Source organism: Pseudomonas sp. TH07, from assembly GCF_016651285.1.
Taxonomy (GTDB): Bacteria; Pseudomonadota; Gammaproteobacteria; order Pseudomonadales; family Pseudomonadaceae; genus Aquipseudomonas.
Genome location: NZ_JAEKED010000001.1, coordinates 1,014,002 through 1,033,176, shown reverse-complemented (window position 1 = coordinate 1,033,176; position 19,175 = coordinate 1,014,002). Strand labels below are relative to the sequence as shown.

The following is a 19,175-nucleotide window of genomic DNA, read 5'->3' as shown; positions in this document are numbered from 1 at the left end:
TGTCGAGCGGCTGATGGGTGGAAAAACAGCTTCAATCTGAACCGCTCAAAACCCCCGCCCCGGGTAGTCAAACCAATGCGCGCCGGATAGCACGTCTTCAATCTGCGCCTGGCTATACAGCCCGGGGGCATCGCGTTGATAGCGCGATCGCCATTGCGGCAGCCACCAGTAGTTGAGTGCGGTACCCCTCGGGGTCATGACGAAGCCCAGCACCGAGGCATCGATAAGCCCACGCTGATACAGCTCATGACTGCGATCCATAAAGCCGAGGTAATAATCGATAGGCAGGCTAAGCATCACCATCACGGTGTGCACCTTTTCGGTGGGCGTGCGCTGGGGGTTTTGCAGAAGGCTCAGGGCTTCGCAGTAGTGCTGCCGGGGTTCGCGTGCGAGGGCGTGGGCGGCGGGTAGTTCGAGAACGGTGAAGGGGCTGCCGTTGTCTCTCCAATCGGCCCCACCCGTGGCGTCGGCGTATTGGCTGATAACCGTGCCCAAGGGGCCGGAGGTGGTTGATTCGGCGCTGCATACCGCCTCATCGACCGGAGTGCCGATTCTCCAGATGCCAACCAGTGTTGCCAGGCCCAGCAGGCCGCAAACATACAGAAAACGTTTCATTGTGCTTCGCTTATAACGCCGAAAAAGGGTGAGTCCTTCACACCAGCAGCCCCTGGCCGGTCTGAGGCCAAGGGGTTTGCGCGGCATTTTCAATCAGCTTGGGTTCGAACGCCATCTCGGGACTGATTTTTCATGCCCGCCACTGAGGTTCACAACGCCACCAATGGCCCCTGATACAACACCGGCCCGGTCGGTTGCCCGGTGGGCGAGCCGCCATGGGGTTCGAGGCTGACGGCCAGGGCGATGGGGGTGCCCAGCAGGTCGCGTTGGGCCTGGCTCAGGTTGATCCGGCCCTTGCCGCCCACCGGCACCACGCCCAGGGAGATGGGTTTGCCGTCGGCCGGTATGGCCCACAGCTCCAGGCTGCGATCCAGGCCGACGGTGGCCAGGGCCAGGGGGTCGACCTGCAGGTATTGGCCATGGGCCTGGATCTGCAACGCCGGTTGCTGGCTGGCGCTGAGCAGGGTGGCGCTGTAGCGCACGCTGTCGCTCTGGTAGATGAAACCGATGTACAGCGAGGCCAGCACCGCACAGGCGGCGACCACCAGACGCAAACGCATCCACAGGGGTTGCTTGGGCGGCACGTGCAGGCGTTGCGGTTCGATGCGGGCCTGGATCGCCTGCCACACTCGCTCCGGCACGTCCTGCTCCGGGAGTGTGTGGGTCAGGCTGGCGAGGTGTTCTTGCCATTGCGCCACTTCGGCGCGCAAGGCCGCGTCATCCAGCAGCCATTGCTCGAAGCGGCGTCGGGCCGCTCCCTGCATCAGGCCGATGCTGTAGTCGGCGGCGAGGGCGCGGCGCAGGGCGGGGGTTTGGTAATTCATGATTCAAGGCACCTGCGCAGGCGCTCCATGCCGCGACGAATCCACGACTTGACCGAGCCCAGGGGCGCGGCCAGGTGTTCGGCCAATTCCGAGCACGACAGGCCCTGGAAGTAGGCCACGCTGATGGACTGGCGCTGCATGCTTTCCAGGGTCGCCAGGCAGCGGTTCAAGGCGCTGGCATCGCGGGCGCGGTCCAGTTGCTCGTGGGCCGACAGGCTTTGATCCTCCAACTGTTGTTCTTCCAGTGCGCCTAGGGGGCGTTCGCGGTGTTTGCGCAACTGGTCGATGGCCTGATTGCGAGTGATGTTGATCATCCAGGTCAGCGGCGCGGACAGGTGCGCCTGGTAGCGCGAGGCGTTGTTCCAGATGCGCACGAAGCTTTCCTGCAACACCTCTTCCGCCAGGTCGCGGCGGCCCATGAAGCGCAGGGCTACCCCGTGCAGTCGCGGCGCGACGCTGCGGTACAAGGTTTCGAAGGCGTGCCGGTCACCCAGTGAACACTGGGCCAGCAGCTGTCTGAGCTGATCGGTATCGACAGTGGAAATAACCGTTCTCCAGGCAGTCCAGGGGTGAGCCCAAGGCGACGGGCCGCGAAGGTGGCTTGAGGTTAGTCCAGGGTGGGCGGTTGTTCCATTCATCAGGGTGTCCTCCAGGCCCTTGGATATACGTGGGCAAGCAGCTGGCGGATGCACCCCGTTGGTTTTTTTTCAGGAGCGCTGTTCCCGTCTCGCGCCGACCAGCGTTCGGAACATTACTTCGGGAATTCAGTCAAAAAACTGTTTTCCATCCCACTCTTGAGGATGGCGCAGCGTTCACTGAGGTTGGCTCGATGAAGATTTCACGCGGTTTGCTATTGGCTTCGCTGATGACCCTGGCTGCGAGCCCGGTGTTTGCGGGGTTCAACCTGGGTGATGTGGCCGGAGCCATTGCCGGCGCCCAGGGCAACAAGGCCGGCGAGGCGGCCACCACCCCGCAAGCGGCCGGCTTGCTCGATACCCTGGGTTCGCAATTGAACGTGTCGCCGGAGCAGGCAGTGGGCGGCGCCGGAGCCATGCTCGGCCTGGCAAAAAACCGGCTCAGCTCCACCGATTACGCGCAATTGGCGAAAAGCGTGCCCGGCCTTGATCAACTGACTGGCAACAATGCCCTCGGCGGGCTTGGCGGTTTGGGTGGATTGCTCGGTGATTCGGCCAAATCCCCGGCCCTGGACGGGCTGCTGGGCAATGTGAAAAACACCAACGACCTGAACAACACCTTCGGCGCCCTGGGCATGGACAGCGGCATGATCGGCCAGTTTGCGCCGTTGATCCTGCAATACCTGGGGCAGCAGGGCGTCGGTGGTTCGTTGCTGCAAAGCCTGAGCGGCATCTGGGGCACTGGCAGCTGATCAGTTGCCCTCGGCGCGCAATTGGGCGATGCGCTGATCCTTCTCGGTCCAGAGCTGGTTGACCCAGTTCTGGATCTGCTGGCGGAAGGCCGGATCGTTTTCGTAGTCGCCCTGCCACAACGCCGGGTCCAGCTCGCGGGTGCGGATGTCGATGATGACCTTGGGCACCGCGCCGCTGATCAGGTCCCAGAAGCCCGGAATCGTCGGCTGTGGATAGACCACGGTCACATCCAGAATCGCATCCAGCTGTTCACCCATCGCCGCCAGCACAAAGGCCACGCCGCCGGCCTTGGGCTTGAGCAAATGGGTGAAAGGTGACTGTTGCTGCGCGCGCTTGGCCGGGGTGAAACGGGTGCCTTCCAAGTAGTTGACCACGGTCACCGGCTGGCGCTTGAACAGCTCGCAGGCGGCGCGGGTGATGTCCAGGTCCTTGCCTTGCAACTGCGGGTGTTTGGCCAGGAAGGCCTTGCTGTAGCGCTTCATGAAGGGGTAGTCCAGCGCCCACCAGGCCAGGCCCAGGAATGGCACCCAGATCAGTTCCTTCTTGAGGAAGAACTTGAAGAACGGCGTACGCCGGTTGAGGGTCTGGATCAGCGCCGGAATATCGACCCAGGACTGGTGATTGCTGATCACCAGGTAGGAGGTGTCGACCCGCAGCCCCTCGCCGCCGCGAATATCCCACTGGGTGGGGATGCACAGGGCAAAGATCAGCTTGTCGATCTCGGCCCAGGTTTCGGCGATCCACATCACCGCCCAGGATGCGTAATCGCGCAGGCGCCCCGGCAGGACCAGCTTGAGCAGGGCAAACACCATCAGCGGGCCGAACAGGACCAGGGTGTTGAGCAACAGCAGCAGGGTGACGAAACAGCCGGTGAGCAGGCGGCGCATAAGGCACTCTTGAAATCATTTTGGCGCGCCATGATAAGCAGCTTCGGCGAACAGGCCAAATCCCAGTGTGCTGACGAATGTTTCACCCATGACCGGGTATGCTTTTCATTCGCTGCGCCGCTAACACGGTGGCGCTGGCGAACGAATTCAGCGGCAAGGGTCTAAAATCCCGCTGCCCACTCTTCAAGGAACCCCACCACGTGAAAGCCGTCCTTGCTCTTTTGTCCCTCCTGGCCCTGCCGGTCATGGCCGCCGAGCCGACCCTCTACGGGCGCTACGAAAACATTCGCTTGCCGGAAATCGGTGAAACCCTCAAGGCCAAGATGGACACCGGGGCCCTGACCGCTTCGCTGTCGGCCAAGGACATCGAGACCTTCACCCGTGACGGCGAGGACTGGGTGCGCTTTCGCCTGGCCACCAAGGACGCCGATAACAAGGTCTACGAACACAAGGTGGCGCGGATCAGCAAGATCAAGAGTCGCTCCGACGAAGATGACGAGAAGGACGAGCCGCAGTCCGCCAAGCGTCCGGTGGTCGACCTGGAAATGTGCCTGGGCAACGTCAAGCGCACGGTGGAGGTCAACCTGACCGACCGCAGCAGCTTCAACTACCCGTTGCTGATCGGCGCCAAGGCCCTGCGTGAATTTGGCGCGGCGGTGAACCCGGCCCGGCGCTACACCGCAGACAAACCTGACTGCTGATGGCTGCTGCATCTGATTGACGCGGCCTGAGGCATCCGGCACCGTTCGGGCATTCAACTCCTGTGCCCGGACGCCATGCCCCATATCCTGATTGTCGAAGACGAAGCGGCGATAGCCGATACGCTGATTTTCGCCCTGCAAGGCGAAGGTTTCAGCACCACCTGGCTGAGCCTGGGGCAGGCGGCGCTGGAGCATCAGCGGGCGACGCCGGCGGACCTGATCATTCTCGACATCGGCCTGCCCGATATCAGCGGCTTTGAAACCTGCAAGCAACTGCGGCGCTTCAGCGAGGTGCCGGTGATGTTTCTCAGCGCCCGCGACGGTGAAATCGACCGGGTGGTGGGCCTGGAAATCGGCGCTGACGATTACGTGGTCAAGCCGTTCAGCCCGCGCGAGGTGGCGGCGCGGGTCAAGGCAATTCTCAAGCGCATGGGGCCGCGGGCCATTGCTGAACCGGTTTCGGCGCTGTTTGTAGTGGACGCCGAGCGGGTGCAGATCAGCTACCGCAACCAGCCCCTGAGCCTGACCCGTCACGAGTTTCGCCTGTTGCAGTGCCTGCTGGAGCAGCCGGAGCGGGTGTTCAGTCGCGAACAGTTGCTCGATGCCCTGGGGGTGGCGGCGGACGCCGGTTACGAGCGCAGCATCGACAGCCATATCAAGAGCGTGCGCGCCAAATTGCGCCTGGTGGCCGCCACCGCCGAGCCGATCCAGACCCACCGCGGCCTGGGTTACAGCTACAGCCCGAGTCATAGCTGATGTCCCTCGGCATCCGGATCTTCCTGGTCTATGCGCTGTTTATCGGCCTGACCAGCTACTTTGTGCTCAGCACCGTGATGGAGGAAATCCGTCCCGGGGTGCGCCAATCCACCGAAGAAACCCTGGTGGACACCGCCAACCTGATGGCCGAAATCCTGCGCGATGACTTCAAGGCCGGCACCCTCAATGAAAACCGCTGGCCGCAACTGCTCGAGGCCTACGGCGAGCGGCAGCCGGCGGCCAGTATCTGGGGCCTGCCGAAGAACCAGGTCAACCACCGCATCTATGTCACCGACGACCAGGGCAAGGTGGTGCTGGACTCCAGCGGAGTCGCGGTGGGCCAGGATTATTCGCGCTGGAACGACGTGTACCTGACCTTGCGCGGCCAGTACGGTGCGCGTTCGTCGCGGGCGGTGGCCGATGATCCGAATTCTTCGGTCATGCACGTGGGCGCGCCGATCCGTGACAAGGGCAAGATCATCGGCGTGGTCACCGTGGCCAAACCCAACAGCTCGTTGCAGCCTTATGTCGACCGCACCGAACGCCGTCTGGTGTGGTACGGCATCGGCCTGATTGCCCTGGGCCTGCTGTTCGGCGCGTTGCTGTCCTGGTGGCTCAGCGCGGCGTTGCGCCGCCTGACCGCCTATGCCCAGGCGGTCAGCGAAGGCCGGCGCGCCGCGTTGCCGCATTACCGTGGTGGTGAGTTGGAGCAACTGGCCACGGCGGTGGAGCACATGCGCACCCAGCTTGAGGGCAAGGCCTACGTCGAACGTTATGTGCACACCCTGACCCACGAATTGAAAAGCCCGCTGGCGGCGATTCGTGGCGCCGCGGAGTTGCTGCAGGGCGAGATGCCGGTGGAGCAGCAGCAGCGCTTTGTCGGCAACATCGGCAGTGAAAGCGCACGCATGCAGCAGTTGATCGAGCGCCTGCTGGACCTGGCCCAGGTCGAGCAGCGCCAGGGGCTGGAAGAGCGGGTCGAGGTGCCGTTGGCGACCCTGATCGATGAGTTGCTGCAAAGCCAGAGCGCGCGGATCGAGCGCAAGCAATTGCAGATCGAACAGCGCATCGACCCGAATCTGACCCTGATCGGTGAGCCGTTCCTGTTGCGCCAGGCCATTGGCAATCTGCTGGAAAACGCCCTGGACTTCACCCCGGCCCAGGGCGTGCTGCGGTTCTTTGCCAAGCAATTGGGGGCGCAGGTCGAGTTCAGCCTGTTCAACCAGGCCGAGGCGATTCCGGAGTATGCCCTGGCCCGCCTCTGCGAGCGTTTCTACTCCCTGCCACGCCCGGACAGTGGGCGCAAAAGCACTGGCCTGGGGCTGAACTTCGTCGAAGAAGTGGTGCAACTGCACGGTGGCCGCATGACCATCGGCAACGTTCCCGGCGGCGTGCAAGTCACCCTCCACCTCCCTCGATAACTACCCTGTAGCCGCTGGCCCGCAAGGGCGCTGAAGATCTGGCGGGATAAATGCGTTGGTCGTTGAGGGCCAGCGCAGCCTCGCGGGCTCGGCAGCGGCTACAGGGGTACGAAAATCTCCACACAGTCTCCACATTGCCCTCATAAAGCCCCCATATGGGCGGCCCAGACTCTCTCTCATACGAATCGGGAGAGAATCCATGAACCGCAGCTTGACCGTAAAACTGGGGGCGATTGCCCTGTTGATCCTGCTACTGCTGATCCCCTTGCTGATGATCAACGGCCTGATCGACGACCGTCAGCAATTGCGCGACGGCGTGCTCGACGAGATCGCCCGCAGCTCCAGTGGCAGCCAACGGGTGACCGGCCCGGTGATGGTGGTCGACTACCGCAAGAAGGTCCGTACCTGGCGGGTCGACGAAAAAACAAAAAAGCGCTCTGAATACATTGTCGAGAAACAGGGCCGGTTGTTTTTCCTGCCCGAGCACTTCGAGCTCAATGGCCAGGCGCAGACCGAACTGCGCGCCCGGGGGATCTACGAGGCCCGGCTGTTTCACGCCAACACCCACCTCAGCGGCCAATTTGCCATTCCCGCGCAGTACGGCATCAGCGAAGACTTTGCCGACTATCAGTTCGACCGGGCCTTCCTGGCGGTGGGCATCAGCGACATCCGCGGTATTGAAAATGCCCTGAAACTGGAGCTCAACGGCCAGACCCTGGACTTTGCCCCAGGCACCTATGTCAGCTGGCTGGACGAGGGCGTGCACGTGATGTTGCCGCCGCTGGACGTGAAGAAACCCACCCAGCTGGATTTCGGTTTCGAACTGCGCCTGCAAGGCACCGGGCAGTTGTCGGTGGTGCCGGTGGGCAAGACCAGCAAGGTGCAGTTGATGGCCAACTGGCCGCATCCGAGCTTTATCGGCAACTACCTGCCGGCCCAGCGTGAAATCACCGAGCAGGGTTTTTCCGCCACCTGGCAGACCTCGTTCTTCTCCACCAACCTGCAGCAGGCCATGGATCGCTGCGTGGCCATGAGCGAGCAGTGCGGTGATTTCAACAGCCGCAACTTCGGCGTGAGCTTTATCGATCCGGTGGACCAGTACCTCAAGAGCGATCGGGCGATCAAATACGCGTTGCTGTTCATCGGCCTGACTTTTGCCGGGTTCTTCCTGTTCGAAGTGCTCAAGAGCCTGGCGGTGCACCCGATCCAGTACGCCCTGGTGGGGGTGGCGCTGGCCTTCTTCTACCTGTTGCTGCTGTCGCTGTCGGAGCACCTCGGGTTCACCCTGGCGTACCTGCTGTCGGCCGGCGCCTGCGTGTTGCTGATCGGCTTTTACGTCAGCCACGTTTTGCACAGTTGGCGTCACGGTTCAGCTTTCGCGGTCGGTCTGGCGGCCCTGTACGGCCTGCTCTTTGGCTTGCTGAGCGCTGAAGACTACGCACTGTTGATGGGCTCGCTGCTGCTGTTCGGGCTGCTGGGTGTGTTCATGGTGCTGACCCGCAAGCTGGACTGGTATGGCATTGCCCAGACCCGTGCAGCCAAGCCACTGGAGTTCGATCTGGAGACGGTTCATGTGTAGATCATTGGGGTTGCGTGAGGATCAGGCAGAGGGCGAGGCGTTGGCACAGCGCATTGCCGGGTTGTTCCCTTTGGAGCAATTACCACCTCTGCGACGGCCGGCGGGTAGCCGCCGCCAGTGGGTGTTGCTGGACGCTCCGGTCGCTGCGGCGTGGCCTGCACCGCCGGGGCAATCGGCACCGGGGCCGAAGGCTTGAGCGAAGGCGCCGGCCGCCATCGGTAAACAGCGCTACAGGGCCGGGCGATTGATCTGTATCGTGCCGGCCGGACACTCTTTCAAACCAAGGGAATGCAGGATGCGCAGGTTGTATTTCAAGCACACGGTGCTGACGTTGGCCTTGCTGGCGCTGTACGGGCTGGCGGTGGTTATCGCACTCGACAGCGAGTTTCGGCGCAAGGGTGAGGGGGAACCGGAGTTCGAGGTGATGTTTGCCTACATTGGCTGGATGCTGGTGCTTCCGGCGGCCTTATGGCTGGTGGCAGGCTTTGGCGTGTTTTGCCTCAGGGCACGCAAGGGCGTGAGTGCCAGGCTGCATCGGGCGTTGGCCCTGTGTCACCTGCCGTTGTTGTTGCTGAGCGGTTTCACGTTGCTGGTGGCCTCTGGCGCGGTGTCGGAGAACCTGTGGTTTGTGCCGGTGATCCTGATCGACCTGGCCCGCATCGCCTATGTCCTGCGCCGCTTCCCCAAATACCATCCCGTCACCTCCACCTCCACCTCCACCTCCACCACCGCCACCAGCCCGACCCTATAGCCGCTGCCCAGCCTCGCGAGGCTCGGCAGCGGCTATAGGGGGTCACTCAGAGCGCGGGTTTCAATTGGGCGCCCGGGGTGTTGCTGCTGGCAGGTGAGGCCGGGGTGGGCTTGAGTTCGCGAGCGACGTTCCACACGACCAGGGCGGCGATGATGTCGAAAATCGCCAGCACCACGAACAGCGGGCTGTAGCCGATCTTGGTCACCATCACGCCAAACACCAGGGTGAATGCCGCAGCGCCCAGGTAACCGAACATCCCGCCCATGCCGGTGGCGGTGGCCACTTCATTCTTGCCGAACGAATCCGAGGTAATGGCATACAGCGCCCCGGACAGGGTCTGGTGGGCGAAGCCGCCGACGCACAGCAGGGCAATCGCGGTGTAGGGGCTTGCCACGAGGCCGATGCAGGCCGGGCCGATCATGCACGAGGCGCCAAAGAACAGCACCATCTTGCGCGAGGTGAACAGCGAGACCTTGCAGTAGCGGTGGAAGAACGGGCTCAGGTATCCCCCCAGCACGCAACCCAGGTCTGCGGCGAGGAACGGCAGCCAGGCGAACATCGCGATTTCCTTGATGTTCATGTGGCGCTCGGTCATCAGGTACAGCGGGATCCAGGCGTTGAAGGTCTGCCAGGCCGGTTCCGACAACATGCGCGCGCCGGCGATGGCGTAGAAGTTGCGGTTGCCGATGATCTTTTTCCAGCTGCCTTTTTTCGGATTTGGATCCTTGAAGTGCTCTTCCTGGCCACTGAGGATGTAGTCGCGCTCACGCTCGCTCAGCAGCTTCTGGTCCCGCGGGTGTTTGTACAGCACCAGCCACAGGAAGCTCCAGATGATGCCCATGGCGCCGACGATCAGGAACGCCAGCTCCCAGCCACTGTTGAGAATCGCCCAGACCACCATAGGCGGGGCCAGCAGCGCGCCGATCGACGAGCCGATATTGAACCAGCCGATGGCCACCGAGCGCTCCTTGGCTGGAAACCATTCGGTGGAAGCCTTGACTGCTGCCGGCAGCCCGGCCGCTTCTGTCAGGCCGAGCAGGCCACGAACCACCGCCAGGCCTTGCCAGCCCGAGGCCAGCGCCGCCGCCGCGCAGGCCACGGACCAGGCCACGGCAAATATCGCGAAGCCCAGTTTGGTGCCGATGGCATCGATGATGTAGCCGGCCACCGGTTGCATCAGGGCGTAGCAGACCTGCCAGGCAACGACGATGTGCGAGTACTGCTCGGTGGAGATGTTCATCTCGCTCATCAGGGTCGGCGCGGCCACCGACAGGGTATTGCGGGCCAGGTAATTGACCATCAGGCCAGCCGTGACCAGGCCGACCATCCACCAGCGGATGCCTTTGATTTTCATCGCTTCACCATCATTTTCTTGGATTTATGGGTGTTGCCGGTTGGCGGCGCCAAAGGGCGCGCGCGGGGGCATCACGGTGGCGAATGGGCGGCGTGCAGCAGGAAACAGGCGGGCGGTGCGGGCGAAAGACGGAGTCGGGTCATGATTGGCTGGACACTCTTTGAATTATTTTTATGGGTCGACAAATTGTTACGTTGTGTGTCGTCGTACAACTGGATTCCGTTATAAGAGTCCTTTAACGGGCTGTCAATGGGGTTTTTATTCTGGGCTGACGAGATGCAGTGGGTTGTGGCGGGACTGTCGTCGTACAACGAAGGCCGCAATTGGCCCGGCGCCACTGCAGGGCGCCTGGACGCAGAGCGGGATCGTGGAGGGGGATTTAGCGGCGTACGAGCAATCCGCGCAGGGCGATCAGGGCCGGCAGCCCAAGGCCGAGCCAGCTCAGGCTGTCCCAGGCGCCATCGCCCAGCAGGGCGGCGAAGAGTCCGACGGCACTGAGCAGGCCGATCAGCAGCGGGGCACTGAAGACCTTCCAGAAATTGCTCTGCCGGGGCTTCATGGCGCCACCTTTTGCGTGCTGTTCAAGACGCGGCTGTTGCGCCGGCGCACGAGCCACAGGTACACGCCGCTGCCCAGGACGATAATGGTCAGCCCATCCAGCACCGCCCACAGGACCTTCATCGGCATGCCGCCATAGTCGCCAAAGTGCAGCGGCTGGGACATGCCCATGGCGTCCATGTACCACGGCCGTTCGGCCACGGCAGTGACCTGCAGGGTCGCGGCGTCGATCAGCACCGGGGTCAGCAGGTGCGAGGTCAGGTGGCTGCTGCCCTTCATGAACACCGCGTAATGGTGCTCGCTGGAAAAGCGCGTGCCGGGGAAGGCGATAAAGTCCGGCCGCATGCCCGGCGCGGCCTGCGCGGCAATATCCAGCAGACGGCTGGCCGGGGCCAGTTGCGTCAGCGGTGGCGCGTCGCGGTAAGGGGCGATCATCGCGCTCAGGCTGTCATTGCGCCAGGCGGCGATAATCAGGTCGGCGCAGGCGCTGATCACTCCGGTCACGCCCACCACCAGGGCCCAGGTCAGGGTCACCACGCCGATCAGGTTATGCAGGTCGAGCCAGCGCAGGCGGGTGGATTTGTCGTGGCGTACGCTGGCGAACTTCAGCCGGCGCATGAAGGGCAGGTACAGCACGGTGCCGGAAATGATCGCCAGCACGAACAGCAGGCCCATGAACGCCAGCAGCAGCTTGCCCGGCAGGCCGGCGAACAGGTCCACGTGCAGGCGCAGCATGACCATCATCAGCCCGCCATTGGCCGAGGGCATTGCCACGGCCTCGCCGGTGCGGGCGTCGAGCATGAAGGTGTGGGACGAGTTCGGCTCGGTGCCGGCGGTCTTGGCCATGATCGTCACCACGCCGTTGGGATCGTCTTCATCCCAGCCGAAGTACTGCATCACCTCGCCTGGCCGATGGGCCTCGGCGGCGCGCACCAGTTGCTGCAGGTCCAGGTGCGGGGTCTCGGCGGGCATTTCCCGCAGCTGCGGCGAGTCACCCAGCAGATGATCGATCTCGTGGTGGAAAATCAGCGGCAGGCCGGTCAGGGCCAGCATCAGCAGAAATACAGTGCAGATCAGGCTGGTCCAGGTGTGGATAAAGGACCAGCGGCGGATGGTTTGGCTTTTCATGAATCATCCAGATGCAAAAGGGCCACGGCGTGGCCGTGACCCTTGTTGTGATACCGGAAAGCTAGCGGTTTACCACTTGTAGTTGACGCTGGCCATGACGTTGCGGCGATCGCCGTAGTAGCAGTAAGTACCGTCGCAGGTCGACATGTATTCCTTGTCGAATACGTTGTTGGCATTGAGGGCGATGCTGGCGCCTTTCAGCGAGTTCTGCAGGCGGCCCAGGTCGTAGTGCACGGCGGCGTCGTAGACCGTATAGGCATCGGTGTCGCCGTCGGACTTACTGCCGACATAGGGCAGGTTACCTGCGGGGATGTTATTGGTTTCGCCGATGTAGCGCGCGCCAAAGCCCACGCCGAAGCCGTCCAGCAAGCCGTTATGCCAGGTGTAGTCGGCCCAGATCGAGGCCTGGTTTTCCGGGGTCAGGGGCAACGGACGGTTTTTGTCCTGAGGGTCGCCGACCTTGGTCATTTTGCTGTTGGCGTAGGTGTAGGCCGCCGTGAGCTTGAGGTTCTCGTTGACGTTGCCTACGGCTTCCAACTCGAAGCCGCGGACCTTGGCTTCGCCCAATGGCCGGCTTACGCCCAGGCTGTCGGAGAGCACGATGTTCTGCCGCGTCAGGTCGTAGACCGCAGCGGTCAGCAGTATGTCGCTGCCTGGCGGCTGGTATTTGACCCCCAGTTCGTATTGCTTGCCGGTGCTAGGCTCGAAGGCCTGCCCCTTGGAGTTACCGCCGGCTTCGGCCTGGAACGACTCGGCATAGGAAACATAGGGCGTGAAGCCCGAGTCGAAGACGTAACTCAGCGCAGCATTGCCGGTGAACGCGTGGTCGTCGCGCTGATCACGGGGTTCGCTGGCAATGTTGTAGAACTTGGTATCGGTGTGCAGCCAGTCCTGGCGTCCGCCCAGGGTCAGGCGCCAGTTGTCGAGCGCCATCTGGTCCTGGAGGTACAGGCCGGTGCCTTGACGTTTCTGGTTGTAATCGTTGTAGGCGGAATAGGCGACCTTGCTGAAGTCCTGCCCGTAGATCGGGTTGATGATGTTGCTGGTAGGGGCTTCGCCGTACAGCCATTTGTAGTTGGTGTTGACGCGTTCGTGATCCAGGCCTAGCAACAGCGTGTGTTTGAGTACACCGGTACTGAAGTCGGCCTGGAAGTTGTTATCCACCGCGAACTGGCTGATGTCTTCGTTGACGATGTTGGCACCGCGCCGAACCGTACCGTCGGCGCTGACCGCCAGATCCGGTTTGTTCGGCCAATAGAAGCCACCAGCAGTAATGCCCTGGAAGGACAGGTCGCTTTTGGTGTAGCGCAGGTTCTGCCGGAACTGCCAGACATCATTCAGGCGATGTTCAAAGGCGTAGCCCAGGGCGTAGTAGGTCTTGTCGTAGTACTCCCAGCTCGGGTCGCCCAGGTTCTTGTGGTACTTCACCTCGCCTGCCGGACTGTACAGCTTGGTGCCTTGCAGGGGCAGGAACTGGCTGGTGATCCCGGTATCGTCGCGGTTGAACTGGCTCAGGAATGTCAGTTTGGTGTCGTCGTCGATGTTCCAGGTCAGGCTGGGGGCAATGTTGTAGCGCTTGTCCTCGTTATGTTCGATGGCGGTGTTGCTGTCGCGTACCACGCCGCTGACGCGGTACAGGAAGCGGCCTTCATCATCGATCGGACCGGTGCTGTCAAAGCTGATCTGCTTGCGCTGGTAGCTGCCGATTTGCAGCTGGACTTCATGGCCGGCCGTGTCCTGCGGGCGCCGGCTGACCATATCCAGCAGGCCACCGGGTGGGGTTTGGCCATACACCGAGGATGCCGGACCGCGCAGCAGCGCCACACGCTCCAGATCCCAGGTTTCCAGCTTGGGCATGGTGTAGGTGCCCTTGGGCAGCGGCAAGCCATCGAGGAACTGGGTGGGCTCGAAGCCACGGACCTTCAACCATTCGGCGCGGCTGTCGCTGCCATAGCTGCTGGCGGTGACGCCCGGCATGTAGCGCACGGCATCGTCGAGGTTCTGTACGGCCCGATCCTGCATCTGATCGCGGGTGGCGACAGAGATCGAACGGGGCACTTCACGCAGCTCGGTATCGGTTTTGGTGCCGGCGGCGGTGCGTTTGGCGGCGTAGCCATCCACCGGTCCCCAAGCCGTTTCAGCGAACTCCTGACCGGTAATACTGGTTTCCGGCAACGCCACCACGCCCTCCGGGATCGGCGCCAGGCTGTAGGTGCCGGCGCCGCTTTGCTCCAGTTGCAGGCCGGTGCCGCGCAGGGCTTCGCGCAGGGCGCCGGGGGCGTCGAACGGGCCCTTGACCGGGGCCGAGGTTTTACCGGCGGCCAGGGATGGGTTCAGGCTCAGGGCCAGGCCGGCCTGGCTGGCGATCTGGTTCAGGGTGCTGGCCAGGGGCGCGGCCGGAAGGTTGTAGGTACGCACGCTGGACGCCTGCTCGGCGGCCAACAACGCAGTGCTGGCCAGCGGGGTGCAGAGGGCAATGGCCACAGCCAACAGGCTGGGGCGCAACAAGGTGTCTAGCGAGCGGTACATACGGCGGCTCCTGAATGGAAATAGTTCGCAATTGCCTATGTGCCGGACGAGATGCAAAAAGTGATAGGGCTGATTGAAAATAATTTTGATTTAGATCAAGGCGAGCTTCGATCGCGCCCATTGCACCAGGCGAGCGCCTGGGTGGCAGAGGGGCAGCGCAGGCCTGCCGGCCACGACGGCAATGCCGACCGCTGGGTTTCAGGGCTTGGCGTCGGCCTTGGCAGCCACCGTTACCCACCACGCCGTATGCCGTTCGATCTGCACCGGCAGGGTCGGCAGTAGCGCGGTCAGCGCCAGGTCGGTGTTGTGCAGCGGGAAGCTGCCGGTAATACGCAGGTCGGCGACTTCCGGGGCCACGCCCAGGTGGCCGAGGCGGTAGCGACCGAGTTCGCCGATCAGGTCTTCGAGCCGTGCGTTGTCCACCACCAGCATGCCGCGGGTCCAGGCGTCGGCGCCGGCGTTCAAGGCCTGGAGCGGGCCGAGCCCGTCACGGCGCATCAGTACCTGCTGGCCTTCCTTGAGGATCTGTTCGTCGCGGCTCGCCTCCGGACGAGCGGCGACGGCGGACTGCAGCACGCTCAGGCGGGTGCCCTGGTCCTCGCGCTTGACCAGGAACCGCGTGCCGAGGGCGCGCATGTGTCCGTCATCGGTTTCGACAATGAACGGGCGGGCGTCGCCGTGGCCGGTTTCGATCAGGATCTCGCCTTCCTGCAACACGATGCGCCGTTGCTTGTCGTCAAAGCGCACATCCAGCGCACTGTGGGTATTGAGGTTGATCACGGTGCCGTCGCTCAGGTGCAGGGTGCGCTGCTCGCCGGTGGCCGTGCGCTGGTCGGCCAGCCAATAGTTGAGCGGCAGGTAGCGTTCCCCGGCGAACAGCGCCAGGCCGATCATCAGCGCAACGCTGGCCAGGCCGCTGCCGAGCTTGCGCACCCGCCGGCGGATCCCTTCGCGCGATTGCAGCAGGGCCACCCGGGCCGGGCCCGAGGCCACGCTGAAGCGCTGGTCGAGCATGCCCAGTTGGCGCCAGGCCCGGGCATGTTCTTCATGGGCGGCGTGCCATTTGGCGAACTCCTCGCGCTCCACGGCGTTGCCGGAATCGAGCGACAACTGCCAGGCAATCGCCGCGTCCAGCACCTGGGACGAAACCGGCTTGGAGCTGATGGGGTTCATACCGGCTCACCGTACAGCGCGATGTAGCACTGGCGGATGCCCTGGGCCAGGTACTGGCGCACGCGCGGCACCGAGACTCCGAGGCGCTCGGCAATCTGGGCGTGGCTCAGGCCATCCAGGCGGTTATAGAGGAACGCGGCGCGGGCCTTGCTCGACAGCTTGCCAAGCAGGCGGTCGATGGCCTTGAGGTCTTCGAGGATCATCTGCTGTTCTTCCGGCGAGGGGTGCTCGGCTTCCGGGATCAGCATCAGTTCGGTGAGGTACGCCTGCTCCAGGGCGGCACGGCGAAAATAGTCGAACAACAGGCCCTTGGCGATGGCGACGAGAAAGGCCCGTGGCTCGCGCGGCGTGTTCAGTTCGTCGCGGCCCAGCAGGCGGACGAAGGTGTCCTGGCTCAGGTCTTCGGCCCGTTGCGGACAGGCCACGTTGCGTCGCAGCCAAGCCAGCAGCCAGCCGCGATGGTCGCGATATAACGCGCCAACGAGCTCATTGTGGGGGCTTTGGGCTGACGACAACGGGCATCACCAATCGAGAAGTTTAAACTAACGAGAATTATTCGCGATTGTCGCAGGGGCGCAACGGCCGCGCAATGGGCGCCTGTCGGGTGAAACCTGTGGTTATGGCCATCGGGGACGCCGGGTTTAGCCGAGTGCGGGCGTTGGTTGGTGCCGCCAGGTGTGGAGCCGCTGCCGAGCCTGCGAGGCTGCGCTGGCCCTGACCGGCACCGACGATCTGCCGGTTAGAAAGAAGGCGCCTGCTGACGGCGCTTCCACTGGTTGAGGCGCTGTTGCAGGTTCAGCGGGCTGTGGATCTGCTGCTGGCGGGCACGGCTGAACAGGATCAGCGCCAGTTCTGCGGTGGCCAGGGCGTCGGCGGCGGCATGGTGGCGTTCGCCCACTTGCAGCTTGAACCAGTCGATCCAGTCATCCAGCCCGGCTTCGCGGATATTGGCTTGAGGGCACAGCAGCGGTGCCAGATCGGCGATATCCATAAAGCTGTGCTGCAGGCGATAACCCAGGCTGTCTTTCAGCGCCCGACCGAGCATGTGCTGGTCGAAGGGTGCGTGGAAGGCCAGCACCGGGCTGTCGCCGACAAACTCCATAAAGTCCAGCAACGCCTGGGCCGGGTCACAACCGGCGGCAATCGCGCTCGGCCCCAGGCCATGGATCAGCACGCTGGGGCTGAGCTTGTGGTCGACCCGCAGCAAGGTGCGCTCGAACTGCTGGCTGAAGTCGATAGCGCCGTCCTCGATCACCACCGCACCGATCGACAGCACCTGGTCGCGATTGAGGTTCAGGCCGCTGGTTTCCAGGTCCAGCACCACCCAGCGCTGTTGCCGCAGGCTGCATTCGCCCAATGGCGCCGGGGCCTGCAGGCGGTCGCGGCGCTGCTGTTGTTCGGGGGTGAGGCTGGCACTGGCGGGGCGCAGCCAGGCGAACAGGCTCATAGCTGATACCGCAGGGCCAGGCTGCTTTGCAGGCGCTGGGCCTGGCGCAGGGATTCACGCAGGATGCGCCGGTCCAGGTGGTTGAGGCGGTCCGGATCGACGCGGTTGGAGTAGGGCAGGTTCTCGCGGGTTTGCAGCTGGTGCTGTTGCATGCGGGTCTGCTGGATAAAGTGGTAGGCCTCTTCATAGGCTGCGCCGTCCAGGGGCTCGATCACTTCCCTGGCCACCAGTTGGCGCAGGCGCTCCAGGGTGTTGTTGGCGCTGATGCCGTTGGCCAGCGCCAGGAGGCGGGCGCCGTCGACGAAGGGGGTCAGGCCCTGGACCTTGAGGTCGAGGGTGGCCTTTTCGCCGTTCTTTTTCGCCAGCACAAATTCGCGGAAGCGCCCCACCGGCGGCCGCTGACGCAAGGCGTTCTCCGCCAGCATGCGCTGGAACAGCCGGTTGTCGGCCACCTGGTCGAGGATGCCGCGTCGCAGTTGCTCGCAGCCTTGTTCATCGCCCCAGACCACCCGCAGGTCGAAGTAGATGCTGGAGGCCAGCAGGTTTTCCGGGGTGGCTTCGCGGATAAAGGCGGAAAAACGCCGGGCCCATTCGGCGCGGGACAGGCACAGCTCGGGGTTGCCGGCCATGATATTGCCCTTGCACAGGGTAAAGCCGCACTGCGCCAGGCTTTGATTGATCTGCTGGGCCAGGGGCAGCAGCTTGCCGCGGATCTCGGCAGCGTGGGCCGCGTCGCGGGCGTCGAACAGAATGCCGTTGTCCTGGTCGGTGTGCAGGGTCTGCTCACGGCGGCCTTCGCTGCCGAAACACAGCCAACTGAAGGGCACGCCGGGATCGCCGCGGTCGGCCAGGGTCAGTTCGATCACCCGGCACACGGTGTGGTCGTTGAGCAGGGTGATGATGTGGGTGATCTGGGTCGAGGACGCGCCGTGGGCCAGCATGCGTTCCACCAGTTGCCCGATCTCGCCGCGCAGCGCCACCAGGTTCTCGACCCGTGGGGCATTGCGGATGGTACGCGCCAGGTGCACCAGGTCGACCCGTTGCAGGGAAAACAGGTCACGCTCTGAGACCACGCCGCACAGGCGCTGGTCCTTGACCAGGCAGACGTGGGCGATATGGCGCTCGGTCATGGCGATGGCCGCGTCGAACGCGCTGTGGTCCGGCGTCAGGTAGAACGGGCCGTGGGTCATGTGCCGTTCGATCGGCTGAGTGAAATCATCGGTGCCGTCGGCTACCACCTGGCGCAGGTCGCGCAGGGTGAAAATACCGATCGGCGCCTTGTGCTCATCCACCACCACGATGCTGCCGACCTGTTGCTCGTGCATCAGGGTCACGGCTTCGCGCAGGGGGGTGACGGTGCTGCAGGTCACGGGATGACGCATGGCCAGCTCGCCAAGGCGGGTGTTGAGCGAGTATTGGGTGCCGAGGGTTTCCACGGCTTTTTGCTGGACCTGCTGGTTGACCTGGTCCAGCAGGCTGCTGACCCCGCGCAAGGCGAAGTCGCGAAACACCGAGGACAGGGCAAACAACTTGATAAAGGCCGGCTTGTTCAGTTGCAGGCAGAAAGTGTCCTCGGCCGCCAGGTGTTCGGTACGCGTGGCCCGTTCGCCCAGCAGGGCGGCCAGCGGGAAGCATTCGCCGGTGGTGATCTCGAAGGTGGTCTCGGTGCCGCCCTTGGCCGTGTGCGGACGTTCGCCGACCACTCGGCCCTGTTTGACGATGTAGAAGTGTTCCACCGGCCCGTCGGCGGGCTTGATGATGCTCTCGTCAGGCCCGTAGAAGCGCAGTTGGCATTGTTCTACCAGGTAGGCCAGGTGGGCGTTTTCCATCTGGTTGAACGGCGGGAACCGTTGCAGGAACTGCATGGTGCCGTGGATGTTCTGCAACACCGCGGTTTTCCCTGCCTGGGTGAAGGCATCCGCTTTACTCATAACTATTACCGCAGTCTTTTTGGATTTGTTGTGGTCGGATCAACAGCCATGGTCGGCCCCTGTGCCCGGGGTGCCCATTGGACGTAAGTCTAGGTAGGGCTTCAATCGTGGGGATTTCGTCTAAGCCCGGGGT

Annotated in this window: 18 protein-coding genes; 6 read left to right on the top strand and 12 right to left on the bottom strand. The window is 63.4% G+C overall.

What is annotated here, in order from left to right; all coding sequences use genetic code 11:
• Positions 1-45 precede the first annotated feature (45 nt).
• The 3 genes from JFU57_RS04945 to JFU57_RS04935 form a co-directional block, all read right to left on the bottom strand.
• Positions 46-615, bottom strand: coding sequence for a hypothetical protein (locus tag JFU57_RS04945; RefSeq protein WP_078472802.1), 570 nt, complete (start codon positions 613-615; stop codon positions 46-48).
• A gap of 149 nt (positions 616-764) precedes the next feature.
• A complete protein-coding gene (locus tag JFU57_RS04940; RefSeq protein WP_078472803.1) occupies positions 765-1,439 on the bottom strand; it encodes an anti-sigma factor in 675 nt (224 codons plus the stop codon).
• The gene (locus tag JFU57_RS04935) at positions 1,436-2,077 is read right to left on the bottom strand and encodes a sigma-70 family RNA polymerase sigma factor (RefSeq protein WP_201128331.1); all 642 of its coding nucleotides are present in this window, start codon (positions 2,075-2,077) and stop codon (positions 1,436-1,438) included. Before JFU57_RS04935 ends, JFU57_RS04940 begins: the two co-directional genes overlap by 4 nt.
• Positions 2,078-2,268: 191 nt before the next feature.
• On the opposite strand from JFU57_RS04935, the gene JFU57_RS04930 reads away from it, so the two are divergent.
• Positions 2,269-2,826 carry a DUF2780 domain-containing protein gene (locus JFU57_RS04930; protein ID WP_201128330.1) on the top strand — a complete coding sequence of 186 codons (558 nt, stop codon included), beginning with the start codon at positions 2,269-2,271 and terminating at the stop codon, positions 2,824-2,826.
• Here JFU57_RS04930 and JFU57_RS04925 read toward each other — a convergent pair whose 3' ends face one another.
• Positions 2,827-3,714 carry an acyltransferase gene (locus JFU57_RS04925; RefSeq protein ID WP_201128329.1) on the bottom strand — a complete coding sequence of 296 codons (888 nt, stop codon included), beginning with the start codon at positions 3,712-3,714 and terminating at the stop codon, positions 2,827-2,829.
• Positions 3,715-3,914: 200 nt separating this feature from the next.
• Between JFU57_RS04925 and rloA2 the strand changes: the two genes are divergently transcribed.
• From rloA2 to JFU57_RS04900, 5 genes are all read left to right on the top strand, one after another.
• A complete protein-coding gene (rloA2, locus tag JFU57_RS04920) occupies positions 3,915-4,415 on the top strand; it encodes a retropepsin-like aspartic peptidase RloA2 (RefSeq protein ID WP_020295390.1) in 501 nt (166 codons plus the stop codon).
• 75 nt (positions 4,416-4,490) lie between these two features.
• A complete protein-coding gene (gene creB / locus JFU57_RS04915) occupies positions 4,491-5,171 on the top strand; it encodes a two-component system response regulator CreB (protein WP_201128328.1) in 681 nt (226 codons plus the stop codon).
• A complete protein-coding gene (creC, locus tag JFU57_RS04910) occupies positions 5,171-6,592 on the top strand; it encodes a two-component system sensor histidine kinase CreC (RefSeq protein WP_078472808.1) in 1,422 nt (473 codons plus the stop codon). Before creB ends, creC begins: the two co-directional genes overlap by 1 nt.
• Positions 6,593-6,791: 199 nt before the next feature.
• A complete protein-coding gene (creD, locus tag JFU57_RS04905; protein ID WP_078472809.1) occupies positions 6,792-8,171 on the top strand; it encodes a cell envelope integrity protein CreD in 1,380 nt (459 codons plus the stop codon).
• Positions 8,172-8,466: 295 nt separating this feature from the next.
• Entirely contained in the window at positions 8,467-8,922 is a 456-nt protein-coding gene (locus JFU57_RS04900) for a hypothetical protein (RefSeq protein ID WP_201128327.1), read from the top strand.
• 46 nt (positions 8,923-8,968) lie between these two features.
• Here the strand turns inward: JFU57_RS04900 and JFU57_RS04895 are convergent, their stop codons facing one another.
• The 8 genes from JFU57_RS04895 to JFU57_RS04860 all read right to left on the bottom strand — a co-directional run bounded on the left by JFU57_RS04895 (position 8,969) and on the right by JFU57_RS04860 (position 19,042).
• Positions 8,969-10,276, bottom strand: a complete 1,308-nt coding sequence (locus JFU57_RS04895; protein WP_201128326.1) for an MFS transporter — start codon at positions 10,274-10,276, stop codon at positions 8,969-8,971.
• Between the two features lie 379 nt (positions 10,277-10,655).
• A complete protein-coding gene (locus JFU57_RS04890; RefSeq protein WP_020295396.1) occupies positions 10,656-10,835 on the bottom strand; it encodes a hypothetical protein in 180 nt (59 codons plus the stop codon).
• The gene (locus JFU57_RS04885; RefSeq protein WP_201128325.1) at positions 10,832-11,962 is read right to left on the bottom strand and encodes a PepSY-associated TM helix domain-containing protein; all 1,131 of its coding nucleotides are present in this window, start codon (positions 11,960-11,962) and stop codon (positions 10,832-10,834) included. The genes JFU57_RS04890 and JFU57_RS04885 overlap by 4 nt, the downstream gene beginning before the upstream one ends.
• A 69-nt stretch (positions 11,963-12,031) precedes the next feature.
• A complete protein-coding gene (locus JFU57_RS04880; protein WP_201128323.1) occupies positions 12,032-14,491 on the bottom strand; it encodes a TonB-dependent siderophore receptor in 2,460 nt (819 codons plus the stop codon).
• A gap of 198 nt (positions 14,492-14,689) precedes the next feature.
• Positions 14,690-15,664: a FecR domain-containing protein gene (locus JFU57_RS04875; protein WP_201128321.1), complete on the bottom strand. Its 975-nt coding sequence runs from the start codon at positions 15,662-15,664 to the stop codon at positions 14,690-14,692.
• A complete protein-coding gene (locus JFU57_RS04870) occupies positions 15,661-16,179 on the bottom strand; it encodes an RNA polymerase sigma factor (RefSeq protein WP_078472816.1) in 519 nt (172 codons plus the stop codon). The genes JFU57_RS04875 and JFU57_RS04870 overlap by 4 nt, the downstream gene beginning before the upstream one ends.
• Positions 16,180-16,403: 224 nt before the next feature.
• Positions 16,404-17,111 carry a 3'-5' exonuclease gene (locus JFU57_RS04865; protein WP_201128319.1) on the bottom strand — a complete coding sequence of 236 codons (708 nt, stop codon included), beginning with the start codon at positions 17,109-17,111 and terminating at the stop codon, positions 16,404-16,406.
• A complete protein-coding gene (locus tag JFU57_RS04860) occupies positions 17,108-19,042 on the bottom strand; it encodes a DUF294 nucleotidyltransferase-like domain-containing protein (protein ID WP_207202151.1) in 1,935 nt (644 codons plus the stop codon). The genes JFU57_RS04865 and JFU57_RS04860 overlap by 4 nt, the downstream gene beginning before the upstream one ends.
• Positions 19,043-19,175 lie beyond the last annotated feature (133 nt).